Annotated in this window: 11 protein-coding genes and 3 pseudogenes; 11 read left to right on the top strand and 3 right to left on the bottom strand. The window is 67.9% G+C overall.

Annotated elements, in window-relative coordinates; translation table 11 throughout:
• The first annotated feature begins 271 nt into the window (after positions 1-271).
• On the top strand, positions 272-985 hold the full coding sequence (locus RB614_RS44270; RefSeq protein WP_428982965.1) for an AAA family ATPase: 714 nt from the start codon (positions 272-274) through the stop codon (positions 983-985).
• On the opposite strand, the gene RB614_RS09010 is transcribed toward RB614_RS44270, so the two are convergent.
• Positions 897-1283: a hypothetical protein gene (locus RB614_RS09010; protein ID WP_308711930.1), complete on the bottom strand. Its 387-nt coding sequence runs from the start codon at positions 1281-1283 to the stop codon at positions 897-899. The genes RB614_RS44270 and RB614_RS09010 overlap by 89 nt on opposite strands.
• Before the next feature lie 186 nt (positions 1284-1469).
• Here RB614_RS09010 and RB614_RS09005 point away from each other — a divergent pair, with 186 nt between their 5' ends.
• The 3 genes and pseudogenes from RB614_RS09005 to RB614_RS08995 all read left to right on the top strand — a co-directional run bounded on the left by RB614_RS09005 (position 1470) and on the right by RB614_RS08995 (position 5282).
• Positions 1470-3680 (top strand): Hsp70 family protein, encoded by a 2211-nt coding sequence (locus RB614_RS09005; protein ID WP_308711929.1) that lies wholly within the window; start codon positions 1470-1472, stop codon positions 3678-3680.
• Positions 3681-3952: 272 nt separating this feature from the next.
• Positions 3953-4285 (top strand): antibiotic biosynthesis monooxygenase, encoded by a 333-nt coding sequence (locus RB614_RS09000; protein WP_308711928.1) that lies wholly within the window; start codon positions 3953-3955, stop codon positions 4283-4285.
• 108 nt (positions 4286-4393) lie between these two features.
• A pseudogene (locus tag RB614_RS08995) lies at positions 4394-5282 on the top strand (IS5 family transposase).
• Between the two features lie 267 nt (positions 5283-5549).
• On the opposite strand, the pseudogene RB614_RS08990 reads toward RB614_RS08995, so the two are convergent.
• Positions 5550-6871, bottom strand: a pseudogene (locus RB614_RS08990) (IS256 family transposase); the annotation flags it as partial.
• 365 nt (positions 6872-7236) lie between these two features.
• Between RB614_RS08990 and RB614_RS44265 the strand changes: the two are divergent.
• The 5 genes and pseudogenes from RB614_RS44265 to RB614_RS08970 all read left to right on the top strand — a co-directional run.
• A pseudogene (locus RB614_RS44265) lies at positions 7237-7488 on the top strand (LacI family DNA-binding transcriptional regulator); the annotation flags it as partial.
• Between the two features lie 66 nt (positions 7489-7554).
• Entirely contained in the window at positions 7555-8400 is an 846-nt protein-coding gene (locus tag RB614_RS08985; RefSeq protein ID WP_308711927.1) for a substrate-binding domain-containing protein, read from the top strand.
• Positions 8397-9410 (top strand): ketopantoate reductase family protein, encoded by a 1014-nt coding sequence (locus RB614_RS08980; RefSeq protein WP_308711926.1) that lies wholly within the window; start codon positions 8397-8399, stop codon positions 9408-9410. Before RB614_RS08985 ends, RB614_RS08980 begins: the two co-directional genes overlap by 4 nt.
• A 38-nt stretch (positions 9411-9448) precedes the next feature.
• Entirely contained in the window at positions 9449-10372 is a 924-nt protein-coding gene (locus RB614_RS08975; protein ID WP_308711925.1) for a beta-keto acid cleavage family enzyme, read from the top strand.
• 79 nt (positions 10373-10451) lie between these two features.
• Positions 10452-10844 carry a gamma carbonic anhydrase family protein gene (locus RB614_RS08970; RefSeq protein ID WP_308711924.1) on the top strand — a complete coding sequence of 131 codons (393 nt, stop codon included), beginning with the start codon at positions 10452-10454 and terminating at the stop codon, positions 10842-10844.
• 4 nt (positions 10845-10848) lie between these two features.
• Here RB614_RS08970 and RB614_RS08965 read toward each other — a convergent pair whose 3' ends face one another.
• Complete coding sequence (locus tag RB614_RS08965) at positions 10849-11583, bottom strand: GntR family transcriptional regulator (protein WP_308711923.1); 735 nt, start codon at positions 11581-11583, stop codon at positions 10849-10851.
• A gap of 160 nt (positions 11584-11743) precedes the next feature.
• Here RB614_RS08965 and RB614_RS08960 point away from each other — a divergent pair, with 160 nt between their 5' ends.
• Both RB614_RS08960 and RB614_RS08955 read left to right on the top strand, forming a co-directional pair.
• Entirely contained in the window at positions 11744-12787 is a 1044-nt protein-coding gene (locus RB614_RS08960; protein WP_308711922.1) for a Gfo/Idh/MocA family protein, read from the top strand.
• A 14-nt stretch (positions 12788-12801) separates the two neighbouring features.
• On the top strand, positions 12802-14178 hold the full coding sequence (locus RB614_RS08955) for an MmgE/PrpD family protein (protein WP_308711921.1): 1377 nt from the start codon (positions 12802-12804) through the stop codon (positions 14176-14178).
• Positions 14179-14180: the final 2 nt, after the last annotated feature.

Raw genomic sequence — 14180 nt, 5'->3', positions numbered from 1 at the left:
TCCAGGCCCGTGTCCGGTGCATCAACGGGCGTCAGGGAGGCACCCAGCTCGGCCAGATGGCCATGACCTGCCCTTGCCCAGAGGCTGGCGTCCTGGGCCGCCGAAGCTGTGAGTCACAAGCTTGGTCGCGGCGGCTCGTGGCCGGAATCCGAGCGCACTGGATGCGACAAAGCGGACGCCGAAGGGGCAGGGATCCTCCACCGGCATCGAGCGGTAGTTGAGTGGGGCGGCTGAACCCGGGCCGAAAGACAAGACTGTTTCTCACGAGGTCATGCGACTACCTTCTGGCTTCGTGAACAACGAAGTGATCATTTCGACCGAACCGCCCGCCGCGGGAAAGACGACCGTGGCTGAACTTCTCGCCGCCAACGCGAGCGTCCCAACGGTTCACCTGACGACCGACCTGTTCTACCGCTCGATCCGGTACGGGATTCGTCCTTCCGTTCCTGCCTGGAGCGCAGCGGCAGAACGAGGTGGTCATGAAGCGATCGTCGGCACCGTCGCGACGTTCGCCCGCGGCGGCTATAACGTCGTGGTCGATGGGATGGTCGGGCCGTGGTTCCTGCCGCCGTTTCGCGCGCTCGCGGAACGAGACCATCTGCCGGTGTCCTACGTAGTCCTCCGCCCCGACCTCGACACCACGTTGTCGCGCACGAAGCAGCGTATGGGTCACGAGCTCGAGGATGTCGGCGCGATCACCGGCCTGCACAGCGCATTCGCAGGGGCTCGGAGATCTCGAGCACCACGCAATCGATACCGGAGACCTCAACGCGGCGCAGACCGCCGAAGTCCGGCGCGTCCGGTGGTGTGTGGGTCTGGCTATCCTGGGCAGCCTTTGGCCCGCCGTCGTGGCCGAGGACCTGACGCGGTGGCCGCCAAGGGGTGCGGGCAGGCTGTCAGTATCGGCTGGGGATCGCCGAGTACAGCGCGGCGATGTTGTCGTCGGCGGAGCCCCGCCCACCCCAGAAGCTACTTCGCGGGTTGAGTGTGGTGGTGCTGCCGTCGGACCGCTGGATGGTCACGTAGGCGTTGCCGGTGTACACACCGTTGGTGTGCCAGCGCGTGTAGGTGTCGTTGAGCGCGATCTCGGTCAGCGGCGCCGCCCAGAGCAGTCCCTTGTCGCTCAGCGACATGTACCCACTCTTGACGACGACGAGCTGGCGGGTGGTCACCCCGACGACCCGCCGACCCAGCCCCATCCTGGTGTACGCGGAGAACGCCAAAAGGACCTCCTCGCCGGCCGGCACGTGCCGGGCGACGATGTCCACCTCGTGTGACGCCACGCGCACACGGTAGCGCCGTCTGTCCACTGCGCACGGCGGCGCTATGGTTCGCCGACGGTATCGACAGCGGGGATAAACTAGGTGCCGGCGCCGACAAAGGCGACGTCAGGCGACGTGCGGACGTTAAAGGGACGCGGGCGAGTGTTTCGGCTCAGCGTGGACTATGGCACCTCGAACACTGTGGCGATGCTCGCTGAGCCGGGTGGGCGCGCCAGATTGCTGCTGGTCGACGGCTACCCGCAGCTTCCGTCCGCGGTGTGCCTGACGCCGGCTGGGACGCTGGTGGTCGGGCGGGCGGCGCTGTACGCGGCGCGGTTCCATCCGGACGCGTTCGAGCCGTACCCGAAACGCCGTATCGACGAGGGCGTGCTGCTGCTGGGCGGCAGGGTCGTGCCGGTCGTCGACGCGGTCGCGGCCGCGTACAGGCAGGTGGCTGTCGAGGCCGCGCGGGTCACCGGCGGGGCCGCGATCGGTGAGGTGGTGCTGACCTACCCGGCGACCTGGGGCGCGTCCCGGCGGCAGACGCTTCTCGACGCCGCCGGCCGGGTCGGTTGGGGCAGGGTCCGGCTGGTCGCCGAGCCGGTGGCCGCCGCGGCCGCGTTCGTCGCCGTCCACCAGGCCCACGTGGCCCAGGGCGCGTACGCCGTGGTCTACGACCTGGGCGCCAGCACGTTCGACGCCGCTGTGGTCCGGCGGGAGGCCGGCGGTTTCGTCGTCTGCGCTGCCGGCGGGCTCGCGGACCTCGGCGGCGTCGACATCGACGACCGGATCGTCGGGCACCTGGCCGCCAGCTACTCCCAGCGGGCCGGCGAGCACCTGCGGGGGCTGTTGCGGCCGGCCACCGCACAGCAGCGGCAGGCCCGCTGGCAGCTGCTCGATGACGTGCGTACCGCCAAAGAGCTGCTCGCCACGGCGCCGGCCGTCCTGGTCCGGATACCGGGCGTGGACGAGGGTGCGCCGCTGGGACGCGAGCAGCTCGACCAGCTCACCCGCCCGCTGCTGGAGCGCACGGTGCGTGTCACGCGGGCGCTGGTCGATCGGGCCGGGCTCGACGCCGCCGACCCGTACACCATCTTCCCGGTGGGTGGCTCCACCCGGCTGCCGCTGGTCGCCACGCTCCTGAGCCGCGAGTTCCAGCGGCCACCGACGATGCTGGAGCAGCCGGAACTGGTCGTGGCCGAGGGCGGCCTGCACACCACAGACCGCCCGGCGTCTCCGGCTACCCCGCCCCCGCCGACCGGCGCGATACCCCTCGCCGGTCGGCGGCGGAACCGGTGGCCGGCCCGGCCCGCCGCGGTCGCCGGCCTCGTCGTGGTCACACTGCTGGCCGCGGCCGGCGCTTTCGCGGGTATCCAGGGCTGGGACCTCGCGGGCCTGCCGGGCTGGGCGCGGGGGCCGGCGTCCACACCGTCGAGCCTGCCAGCACGTGAGCCGGTGTATGCGTACCAGAGCACGTTACTGTCCGGGCGGCCGATCTGCGCGGCGGTCTGGAACCCGGCCGGGACGCGGTACGCCGTCACCAGCGACGACACCGGCCTGGAGATCTTCAACCAGGACGGGGTGCTGGTGCGCCGGTTCGAGGTCGCGCTCGCCGGCGAAAAGGGGTGCTACCTGAACCAACCAGGCGTGTACTGGGACCCCGGCGGCACCACGGTCGCCGTCGTGGGCGGCAACAAGATCGGCAGCGACCGGCTGCACTTGTTCAACGCCGACACCGGCGAGCACACCGTGGCCCAGCCCGGCCCGGGCGTGGTCTGGGACACTCCGGCCTGGGACTCGACCGGCTCAGCCGTGGCCGTCAAATCCCGGCTGAACGCGGTCCTGATCCGTAACGACGGCAGCGTGGTCCGCAACCTGCTCCCGTCCGCGCCGCTGAGCAACAAGTACAGCGTCGGCTCGGTCAGCCTCTCACCGCACGGCGACACGTTCGCCATCAGCTGGTTCGACCTCGCCCACGACGACGGCCCGCTGTTCGAGATCCGCCGCTACACCGACGCGACCCCAGTAAGCAGCATGGGCATGCGGTCAGACAGCGGCGACGCCGAAATGGTCACCTACAACCCGGACGGCACGCTGGTAGCCGTCGGGATCAACGAGTTCGGCGTCGAGGTGTGGGACCCCGTCACCCTGCGCCGGGTCACCGCGCTGACCGGACCGAACGGCTCCATCACCGACGTACGCTGGTCCGGAAACGGCCAGTACCTACTCGCGGTCAGCCACGACCTCCAACAGGTCCACCTCTGGCGCACCAGCGACTGGAAACTACTGGGCACGCTCACCCCGCACGAGAAAACCCGCCAAGGCGTAGGAGTCGCCGCAGCAGGCGTCAGCAACGACGGCACCGTCATGCTAGTACCACAAGGCGCCCGCGGAATCGACGTCTACACCCTGACCTAGACACACTGAATCGTGAGTTGGTGAGGTAGCCGCGCGAAGCGCTGGCGGCGCCGCCGTTGCGTCGCGGATCGCTTTGTCGCCGCACCGCGACACGTGTCCTGTCCCACGTGAACTGGCATCTGTCTCGATGTAGCTGACCCGGTTCGGGGTCGCGTCTCAATGAATCTGGCACGAGCGCTCCGGCCGGTGCTCCGACAAGCCGTTCGACCCCCCGCTTCAGCGGCTTGATGATCACCACGTGGATTGCCTGTCTGCGCCTGTATTGTGAGCGCATGATCGTTCGAATTTGGCGGGGGTGGACGACACCCGAGAATGCCGACGTATACGAGTCGATCGTCAGCACGCGCGTCCTGCCCGCCATCGCTGAGCGCAAGCTCGCCGGCTACCACGGCGCCTATCTGCTTCGGCGTCCGCTCGCCGGGGGCGAGGTCGAGTTCTCCACTATCATGCTGTTCGACTCGGTCGACGTCGTCCGGGATTTCGTCGGCCCGGACTATGAGGTTGCGCATGTCCCGGCCGAGGCAAGGGCCGTCCTGGCACGGTTCGACGAGCGGTCCGCCCACTACGAGACACTGTTGACGCCAGAGGCCACGCGTCCCGTCTGAGGGTGCGGCAGTCCGGGCGGGTTGTTGATCGGTAGGGGTGTATCCCCGGCGTGGTGGACTAGGGCCTGTCCTGCGGATCTTGGAGGTGGGTGGGTCGTTGTATACGGCGTGGCTCGTTTCGATCTGACTGATGCCGAGTACGAGGTGTTGGAACCGTTGTTGCCTGGGCAGGCTGTCCGTGGTGGGCAGTGGCGTGATCACCGACAGGTGATCAACGGTATTTGCTGGGTGAAACGGACCGGCTCACCGTGGCGTGACATGCCGGAGCGGTACGGGCCGTGGAAGACCGCGCATGAGCGGCTGCGTCGCTGGGCCAAGGACGGCACGTGGGAGGCGATGAAGCAGCGGGTGCTGGCTCTGGCAGAGGCCGACGATGACATCGATTGGAACGTGCAGACGGACTCCACGGTGGTCCGCGCCCATCAACATGCCGCTGGTGCCGGTAAGGGGGGCTCACTGCGCAGCAATCGCAGGCACGCCAAGGGATTGGCCGTTCCCGGGGTGGTCTTACCACCAAGGTCCACACTATGGCCGACGGGTGCGGCCGGTCGCTCGCCACGCTGATAACTGCTGGCCAGGCTGCCGACACCAAGCAGTTGATCCCGTTGCTGGACAAGGTGTCTGTGCCACGCCCGGCGGGGTCGGGCGACCCCGCAAGCGTCCCGACTCGCTGGCTGCGGACAAGGCGTACTCGTCCAAGGCCAATCGGGCGGCCCTGCGGGCCAGGAAGATCAAGGCGGTAATCCCGGAGAAGATCGACCAGGTCGCCAACCGGCATCGCAAAGGCCACCGCGGTGGTCGGCCCCCGACGTTCGACGCGACCGCGTACAAGGACCGAGACCACGTCGAGCGGGGATTCGGCCGCCGCAAGCACTGGCGAGGCGTCGCTACCCGGTTCGAGAAACTCGGCGCCCACTACCAGGCCGTCCTCGACCTCGCCGAAACTCTCGACTGGCTACGGTACGTACCCGACCATGATCCGCAGGACAGGCCCTAGTTCTCTTGGCGGCGGGCCGACGTGGCACGCTGCGCCGGTCGCCGAGACCCCGTTCCACGCCACATTCGTTGAGACAACTTGGGCTTTCAGCAGCGACGAGCCAACTCCAGTGGGACGTGCCCCATCTTCGTCTCATCCACGTTGTCCCACGCCAGGTAGACGCCGGGTCGGAAGCCAACCGGACTGAGACGGGACAGCTGATTGATCTCTCTGGCGGAGGGTGTCACGGGGGTCGTGGAATTTGAGCGGCGATCCGGTCTGATGTTGTGCTGCAGCGGCGACAGTTTCTGTGGTTCGGGCGGTGCGGGGGGTGGGCGTGTCGGTGCAGCGCGGCGACAAGCTGTGGCATCTGCTTGTAGTCCTTGACGCGGCGGAACGAGCGTTGGACGTTGGCCATGCCGGCGGCCGTCCAGCACAGCACCATCTGCCCGTCCCGCCTGCGGGTGACGTCGCGGTTCGTGGCGCGGGCGGTGGAGATCATCGACTCGATCGGGTTCGAGCTGGTCAGGTCTTAGCGAGGGTGCCGGTGATGCCGAGCCGGGCCACGGTGAACAGCTCGGGCAGTCCCTCGCGTAGCGAGGCGGCCGCGCCGGGATGCTTGCGCTCCAACAAGGTGGCCAGGGCCTCGGCGTCACGCAGCCCGGCGGCCGCGTCCGGGTTGTGTAGCGCACGCACGAGCTTGGCGTCGATGAAGGCCCGCTCGGTCTCGGGCAGATGCTCGGCGACGTTCCGTCGGTTGTGGACGGTGCAACGTTGGATCGCCGCTTTGGCGCCGAACACCGCGTTCACCGCCGCCGACAACGCCTTCGCGCCGTCGATGACGAACAGCAGCCCGTCGTCGGCGTCCGGGCCACGGTCGACCAGGTCCGCGAGCAGGTGCCGGGCGACGGTCTTGTTCTCCGTGGAGCCCTCCCACAACCCGAGCGGAACCTTGCTGCCGTCGGCGGTGATCGCCAAGGCGACAATGCAGCAGTGGTCGGCGATGTGCTCTCCGTCGATCATCAACACTTTGACGTCCAGCGGCCCCAGATCCCGGGCCATCAGCTCCCGCCAGGGCGGTCTTGGTCTGGGCGACGAACCGGCGCGAGATCGCCGACCGGCTCGTCGCCGATGCCACTTCCTCAACTCCGGCACCGACCGGCTCGGCCGCCGCGACATGCCGGCGGGTGGCCAGCCCGGCCAGCATCCGCTCCATCACCACCTGCGTGAGCTGATCTTCACCGGCGAACAACCGATAGGCGGCCAGCGGCACCTCATGCCCATCCGTCGTGCGGGCCCGCGGCCGTACCACCGGCACCCGACGCCCGCCCAGCACCACCGAACCCTTCTCCCGACCATGCCGTGACGCGGCCCGGTCCGCATCATGCTTGCCCTTCGGCCCACACGCCGCGGCGACCTCAGCGTCGAACATCGCCTGCATCACCGCCATCCCAGCGGCAACACATCGCCAGCAGCCCTTCCCGCGCCACCGCGCCGATATCGGCCAGCGCGAGCTGCACCTCGGCCGGCAGATCAACCACGCCCAGCCCAGCCAACTCGGCCGGGGCGTCGGTGCTCCATACCACACGCAGAGTCGGTACGGTCTTCACAGCGGTCCCCTTCCTTCAGGTGTTCTTGGCGGATCACCCGAGACCTACCACCAGGCAGGACTCAGGTGGGGGGACCGCCCACTCAACTTCTACGAAGATCGGGACACGCTCGCCTCTTTGGTCAGATGCGATTGCGCGACCGTTGGCGTCGCGTCCGCGAACCTTGAGTCACTGCATGACTTCGGGCACGCCGGTTGGCCAGGAGAAACAGGGAGGTGTCTACTGCGGCAGGGTGGCCCGCTCGACGTGCCCCGGCGCGACACAAACCGAGGCGTCCGCCATCGGCGGGTGGTCAGCGGCTCGGTGCGTAGGTGCTCTGCGGGCAGCACAGGAGACCCTGGGTAGCCCTCGTTGCTTGCCCGGCGATGCCCCTCAACTTAACGTTGCTTAATCCACGTGTTCCGCCATACGTTCGTGTCTTCCACGCGGTTAGGGCCCCGGGAGGTGACATGGCGCAGATGCCGACGAAGCGGTACGGAATCCGGTCCTTGCGGGTCTCCGCCGCTGACGTCGCGCGTGCTGCTGGAGTCTCGCCCGCAACTGTTTCCTATGTTATGAACGGCCGTGCCGGCGTCTCCGAGGCGATGCGCGAGCGGATCCTGTCTATTGCGGAGCAACTAGGACATACCACGCGTAGGCGTGCTGATCAACTCAGATGCCGGCGTAGGGCAGTTATAGGCTTAGTGCTCACGGACATCGCGAACCCGTTCTACACCGAGGTGGCGGCCGGCGTTATCGACGCGGCCCGGGCTAACGGATACGAGGTGTTTCTCGCCCACACACAGGAGCGGCCGGACGCCCTCAGCGACGTCCTGAAGGCCATGGTGGCCCGCGAGGTCGACGGCGTGGTCGTCACGGTGCTGCACTCGGACGACGGCGATGTGGTCCGCTGGCTGCGGAGCGCACGCATACCGTTCGTACAGCTGTCGCGCCGGATCCCGCACCTGGAGGCTGACTTCGTCGGCATCGACGATACGGCGGCCGCCGCGGCGATCATGGAGCATGCCGCCGACCATGGCTATCGCGATGTAGCGGTGATCGCCGGACCTCGCAACTCAAGTGCCTCCGCGGCGCGCGCCGACAGCTTCTTGCAGGCTGCGCAGCGGCGTGGGATCCGGCTTGTCGGTGCGCGGCGGATCAACACCTACCTCACTGAAGATGGGGGGCATCGCGCGGTCACGCACCTCCTCGCGAAAGGTCCCCGCCCCCGCGCCCTCGTCTGCGGGAGCGACGCGATTGCCGCCGGTGCTATCAGCGCCCTGCGGGCCTCCGGATCACGGGTGCCCGACGACGTCGCGGTCACTGGCTTCGACGGACTCTTCCCGCGCACCTCGCCCCTCGCCGAGCTCACCACCGTCAGTCAGCCACGACGGGAGATGGCGGAGGTGGCGGTGGAGATGCTCATCCACCGGATCAACGGCGGGCGCAGAGCGGTCCAGACGAGTATCCGACCGCACCAGTTGCGAATTGGCACGAGCTGCGGCTGCCCACCGCTGAAGACGAACGCGAATGTGTACCTCGCGGCATGAACGAGCGCATCCTGGTCGTGGGCGGTGGTGCCATTGGCGGAGTGACGGCCGGCCGCCTTGTCCGTGCCGGACACGACGTCACCGTCCTTGACGCGAACGGCTTCCACGTCGACATCATGAACGGCCCCGGCCTTGTCCTCGACCTGTTAGGGACGCGGTGCCGGGTCCAGATCCCCGCGGTCGATAGACCCGAGCGGCTCGACGGTCAGTTCGGCTACGTCCTCGTGACGCTCAAGTCGCTCCACCTTGACGCCGCCCTCACACCGCTGGTCACTCGGAACGTCTCCGACACCTACGTGTCGCTCGGAAACGGTCTTGTGCAGGACGTGGTCGAGGAGATCGTCGGCCCCGAGAGGCTTGTCGTCGGCATCGTCGGGTGGGGAGCGACGAATGTCGCGCCCGGCCATTTGCGGCAGACGACGGCGGCTCCGTTCACGCTCGGCGAGAGGGACGGGGCGCGATCCACACGTGTGACGCGTCTGGCTGAGATCCTCCAGGACGCCGCTCCTGGGACGCGTGTATCGCCGTCGATCTTGGGCCAGGTGTGGAGCAAGCTTCTCGTCAACAGCACCTTCTCCGGGCTGGGCACGGTCGGCGGCGTGCTGTACGGCGACGTGGCGCGTGACCGGACCGCACGCGACGTCGCACTCCGGCTCTGGACAGAGGGATATGGCGTCGCGGCAGGGCTAGGTGTGAGTCTCGACGAGATCTTCGGCACCCGTCCCGCCGAGTTGGTCCTCCGCGAACCCGCCGACGTCCCGGCCGCCACGGCTGCTCTCAATGCCGTCATGGCACAGGTTGGGGCGACGAAGGCATCGATGCTGCAGGATCTCGAACGAGGCGCGCCGACCGAGGTTGACGTGATCAACGGTGGAATCGTCGCCACGGCGCGGCGGCTGGGGCTGGCAACGCCGTTGAACAGCGAGATCGTCGCGATAGTGCATGAGTACGAACAGGGGCAGGGGAGTCCCGGTCCGGGCGCGTTCGAGCGGCTTGCCGCACTGGCCTGACGTCCGCGTACTCGCTCAGCACGACAGAGGAGACTCAGATGGATGACAAGGTCATCATCACCTGCGCAGTGACCGGAGGCATGACCGTCCCGGCGCAGAGCAAGGCTATCCCGATCACGGTCGAACAGATTGTCGAGGAGGGCGTGCGCGCGGTCGAGGCTGGCGCGTCCGTCCTCCACGTGCACGTCCGCGAGGAGGATACCGGCCGGCCGGTGGCCGATTTGGAGCTGTTCGACCGCGTGCTGCGTGATCTGAAGGCGAACACCGAAGCGGTCCTGCAACCGACGACGGGTGGCGGGAGGGGCATGACGGTGCAAGACCGTGGCGCCGTCTTGAGGTTTCGCCCGGAGATGGCCACCTTCAACGCCGGCAGCTTCAACTTCGGCCTGTTTCCGGTCGCCGCGCGGGACCTGCCGTTTCGGGACTGGGAGCGCGACTACCTCGAGGGAACCCGCGACTACATCTTCAAGAACACGTTCGCGGACATGACCTATATGGCAGGCCTGATGGAGGAATCCGAGACACGGCCCGAGATCGAGGTGTATGACGTCGGCCACCTCTACAACCTCCAGCAGCTTGTCAAGGAGGCAATCCTGGAGCCCCCGTTCAACATCCAGTTCGTGTTGGGCGTTCTCGGCGCCAACGCCGCCGAGCCGGACCAGCTCGTCCACATGCTGCGGACCGCGCAGCGGCTCTTCGGCGACGCGTTCACCTGGTCCGCGGCCGGGGTCGGCTATCCTGCCGAGTTCAATATGGTGGCCCTGTCGTTGATGCTCGGCGGCAACGTCCGCGTCGGCCTCGAGGACAACCTTCGAGTGCGGCGCCGAGAGCCGGCGCAGTCCAATGTCGACCTAGTCGAGAAGGCCGTCTCGCTCGCCGCCATGTTCGACCGCGAACCGGCGACCCCGCAAGAGGCTCGTCAAAGATTGTGCCTTAAGGGCGCCGATGCGGTCGCGTTCTGAGACCGCATGGGTGGCGCCCGGCGCCGTTGTCGTCGGACGCGTCACATTGTCCGCCGGATCGAGCGTCTGGTATGCCGCTGTGCTCCGTGGCGATGGCGACGAGATCCGGATCGGGCGAGACAGCAACGTCCAGGACGGATGTGTGCTGCACACCGATCCCGGTTTTCCGGTCACGGTGGGCGAGCGGGTGTCCGTCGGCCATCGGGCCGTTCTCCACGGCTGCACCGTCGAGGACGGTGTCCTCGTTGGCATCGGTGCTGTGGTACTCAACGGGGCCCGGATCGGGACCGGGTCGTTGATCGCGGCCGGAGCAGTAGTGCTGGAGGGGACGACAATCCCGCCGAACTCGCTGGTCGCTGGCGTGCCTGCGAGGGTTCGGCGGGAGACGACCGGGCCGGAGCGGACCCGCATCGTCGAGAACGCAATCGAGTATGTGGCTCGCGCGCGCGGCCAGCGAGCCGTAGAGGGGTAGTTATTCAGCGCGGGCGCTGCGCCGCGAGCCGACGTGGTCCCCGGACCTCCGGGCGCCCGCGGGACGAGAGGGCGATCCGCAGTGACCGGGCCCTGTCCATGTGTTCGCGGCTTATCCGGGCGCTGGCTTCGGGGTCTCCGGCCTCGATCGCGGTGAGCAACTCGCCGTGTTCGGTCAGGATGTCCGCCCAGCGTTGAGGCGTCGTCGTCGCCCCGCGCTCGTCACCCGTCGCCCGGATCTGGTTGTAGATGCGGTCCAGCGCCTCGATGAGCGCGTCGTTGTGGGTCGCCTCGGCGAACGCGATGTGAAACGAGAAGTCGAGTGCCTCCAGGGACTCGGTGTCGGACCTGTCGCACTGCTCCATCGCGGCGTGGATGCCTTTGAGCTGGGCGATGTTGATCCTGCTGGCGGCGGAGGCGGCGGTGTGGCCGGCCAGTTCTTCGAGTGCAACCCACACGTCGTAGAGGTCGAGGAGCTCCTGGTCGCTGCGAGCCTTGATCTGGTAGGCGGACCGGAAGCCACGCTCCACGATCCCGTCCTGCTCAAGGCGTTGCAGCGCCTCTCGGACGGGAGTGCGGCTAATGCCGTAGAGTTCGACCAGGTTGCCTTCCACGAGACTCTGTCCGGGCGCGTAGGCGCCGGCGAGGATTTCGCCCTTCAGGAACTGGTAGAACGACTGCTGCCGTGCGTCTGGCGCGGACGTCGTGCCAGACGTGCTCGTCTGCCTAGCGTTCGCCATGAATGAATCCTGCTCCGTGTGTAGGCGCCTCTCCCCATGCTAGCGCGTCTGTGTACATCTGTCCTTATTTCTTGGTTATGCTAGTGCAGCTGTGTACATCTGTCGCTGTCCGTGTACACTAGACGCGGTTGAAAGACCTCCCATGTCGAAGGGTCGTGAAGTGCGCAGAGTCATCCAGTGCGGCGTGGGCGGCTATGGGGAACTGTGGCTCGAGACGTTGGGGAAGGCGCGCGATCGCGTCGACGTGGTCGGGCTCGTGGATACCAATGTCGACGCCCTAGGCGCGGCCGGCGCCCGCCTCGGCGTCGACTCGTCACGACAGTTCACCGACCTTGCGGAAGCTCTTGCGCAGGTCGACGCCGACTCCCTCGTCTGTGTCGTGCCTCCTGCGTTCCACGAGACTGTCGTTTCCGCTGCGCTCAAGGCCGGCTTGCATGTCCTGACCGAGAAACCTCTCGCCGACACGATGGCCGCGAGCCGACGCTTGGCGGAGCTGGCGGACGCCTCACCGGGAGCCCTGATGGTCGCGCAGAAGGGCCGGTTCCACCCCTGGGTCAAGCGGTTCCGGTCGGCGCTGGAGCACAGCGAGGTAGGGCCGTTGGGCCACCTCACCGTGACTTTCCGGGCTGCGGAGTTCTTCTGGGGCATCGGCTCGAACTTCCGCCATCGCATGGCAGATCCCCTGTTGACCGAGATGTCGATCCATCACTTCGACCTCATCCGCGCGCTGCTCGGCGTCAACGCGGTATCCGTGTCCGGCGCCTCGTGGAACCCGCCCGGCAGCGGCTTCGAGGGCGACGTCGCCGCATCCCTGGTCTTCCAGATGGAAGGTGACGTTCCGGTCGTCTACACCGCGTACATCAGATCCTCCGGTGATCTCACCTCCTGGTATGGCGACATCCGCGCCGAGTGCGACCGGGGTGCCGTCACGATGGTCGCCCCGTCCCTCTACCTTGCGACCCGGGGAGCGCACCAGGGAGTACGCAGCGAAGACTTCCGAGCACCGGCACAGGAACTGGCCAGCGTCGGACACCCACACGATGGCCAGGCCCTTGCGTTCGCCGAGTTCCTCGCGGCGACCGACGAAGGGCGCGAGCCCGAGAGCGGCGCTCGGGAAAACCTGCAGAGCGTCGCCATGATGTTCGCGGCAATCGACGCCTGTCGCTCTGGGGCGACTGCGTACATCGCCGACTATGTGAGCTAGGCGGGAGATCCACAGTGCATATCACGCGCGCCCTCGCCGAGTTCGCCACCGACGACCACGCGAGCCTCCATGGTCCGGAGCTTCATGCCGCGGTGACAGCCGCCGTCATCGACACGGTCGCGTGCTGCGTGGCCGGTGGATCGAGCCCAGGTTCACGGATGCTGCACGCCACGTACGAGCCCCTGCCCGATGGACAGAGCACGGTCGTCTCGACGGGGGCCACGACGTCGCCTACCGTCGCCGCCCTCCTTAACGCGTACGACGGGCACGTTCACGACCTCGACGACATCGCCGACGCGATCAACGGTCACCCCAGCGTCGTTCTGGTCCCGGCGCTTGTCGCGGTCGCCGAAGCCTTCGCCAGGTCGGGAAGAGAGCTTGTCGACGCCTACGTCGTGGGCTTCGAGGTGGCCAGCGCGATCGCGCGCCTGCTTCCTGCCCGGGCCAACTTCGAGCAGGGGTGGCACACGACCTCCGTCGTGGGCGTCGTTGCCGCCGCGGCCGGCTGCTCCCGTTTGCTCGGTTCGTCCGTTGACGAGACGCAGAGTGCGCTCGGCATCGCCGCGTCCACCGCCTCGGGCAGCCGCCGGAACTTCGGCACGCACACCAAGGCCCTGCACGCCGGAGTCGCGAGCAAGAACGCGGTGCTGTCGGCCTTGCTCGCCCGTCGTGGCTTCACTAGCGCCCCCGACCAGATCGAAGCGGACGCCGGGTTTCTGGCTCTCTACGGGGAACGGCCGCGCCCGAGACCGCCGGCCGAGCTCTTCCCTGACGGGTGGACGGTCGTGTCCGACCGGGGTACCCAGATGAAGCGATGGCCGTGCTGCGGAGCGACCCACCGCCCCGCCGCCTCGGCGCTCGCCCTCGCGCCGTCCGTGCGTCACCGGCTGGACCGGGTCCAGCGCGTGCGGGTGGTGCAACAGCCAGGTGGCTTCCTACAGCTCATCCACCATCGGCCGACGACCGGGCTGCAGGGCAAGTTCAGTGCCGAGTATGTGGTGGCCGCCGCACTGCTGGACGGCGCGCTCTCGATGGCGTCCTTCGCCGACTCGGCGGTGACCCGACCGGAGATCGTCGATCTCCTTCCGCTCGTTGAGCTCGCCGAGCAGCCTGGCACCGCCGCGTCGCCCGAGTTCGCGATGGTGGAGGTCGAGGTCGACGGTGAGGTGGTTCGCCACCGCACGGACGCGTTCCCCTTCCTGCCGGCCACCGATGTGAACGCGCTCGACGCCAAGTTCCATGACTGCGCACGGGGGACCGCAGTGCCCTGGGACACCACTGAGGCGCTGCGGTACCTCAAGACCATCGGTGCGGCTCCAGCGGTGGACCTGCGGCCGCTGTTCGCGTCGCGGCCGCGCGCCGAGGCAGCCGAAGCATTCTCCGCCGCGTAAGG

This window comes from Phytohabitans maris, from assembly GCF_031085175.1.
In the GTDB taxonomy this organism is placed as follows: Bacteria; Actinomycetota; Actinomycetes; order Mycobacteriales; family Micromonosporaceae; genus Phytohabitans; species Phytohabitans maris.
Note: the sequence above shows the minus strand (reverse complement) of the source record. Positions and strands in the feature narration are given on the sequence as shown.

Excerpts from the sequence above, each read along its gene's own strand:
- RB614_RS44270 (WP_428982965.1), top strand. The coding sequence starts at position 272 with ATGCGACTACCTTCTGGCTTCGTGAACAACGAAGTGATCATTTCGACC.
- RB614_RS09005 (WP_308711929.1), top strand. The coding sequence starts at position 1,470 with ATGCTCGCTGAGCCGGGTGGGCGCGCCAGATTGCTGCTGGTCGACGGC.
- RB614_RS09000 (WP_308711928.1), top strand. The coding sequence starts at position 3,953 with ATGATCGTTCGAATTTGGCGGGGGTGGACGACACCCGAGAATGCCGAC.
- RB614_RS08980 (WP_308711926.1), top strand. The coding sequence starts at position 8,397 with ATGAACGAGCGCATCCTGGTCGTGGGCGGTGGTGCCATTGGCGGAGTG.
- RB614_RS08975 (WP_308711925.1), top strand. The coding sequence starts at position 9,449 with ATGGATGACAAGGTCATCATCACCTGCGCAGTGACCGGAGGCATGACC.
- RB614_RS08965 (WP_308711923.1), bottom strand. The coding sequence starts at position 11,583 with ATGGCGAACGCTAGGCAGACGAGCACGTCTGGCACGACGTCCGCGCCA.